This window comes from Sporosarcina luteola (assembly GCF_023715535.1).
Taxonomy (GTDB): Bacteria; Bacillota; Bacilli; order Bacillales_A; family Planococcaceae; genus Sporosarcina; species Sporosarcina luteola_B.
On record NZ_JAMBOI010000065.1, the window covers coordinates 1 to 405 of the forward strand.

Consider the following 405-nt stretch of genomic DNA (forward strand, 5'->3'; position numbering starts at 1 on the left):
CAGGTATGCTTGCAGGTTTATTGTTGCTATTTTTCCTTTTAAGACAAGCAATTCTTAAAGAACCACGTGATGAGTCTTTTAAAAAATAATATAACTAGAACTAAAAAATATACACATCTTTCAAAGGAACATTGTTGTTTCTTACTTTGAAAGGTGTGTTTTTATATTGTGATGGGATAGTTATTGATAATTCATGGCTAACTATGCGATTTATTTTAACAATATAAATATTAATAGTATAATGGCTTTAAATGATAATAATTATCAATTTGAGCACGTTAATGAAAGAAATGAATATAGAGAGTCATAGGAGGCACATAATGAAAGATGTTACAATCATTGGTGGCGGTCCGTCTGGTTTGTATGCAAGCTTTTATGCTGGATTGCGAGATATGTCTGTAAGAT

General features: G+C 30.1%; 2 protein-coding genes and 1 pseudogene. All 3 read left to right on the forward strand.

Translation table 11 applies throughout. The annotated features are described in order from the left end of the window. A pseudogene (locus tag M3191_RS18330) lies at window positions 1-89 on the forward strand (hypothetical protein); the annotation flags it as partial. 104 nt (window positions 90-193) lie between these two features. Beyond that, a complete protein-coding gene (locus M3191_RS18335; RefSeq protein WP_001789934.1) occupies window positions 194-310 on the forward strand; it encodes a hypothetical protein in 117 nt (38 codons plus the stop codon). Window positions 311-320: 10 nt separating this feature from the next. Further along, on the forward strand, window positions 321-405 hold an 85-nt coding region (locus M3191_RS18340; RefSeq protein WP_251701746.1), incomplete at its 3' end, for a hypothetical protein.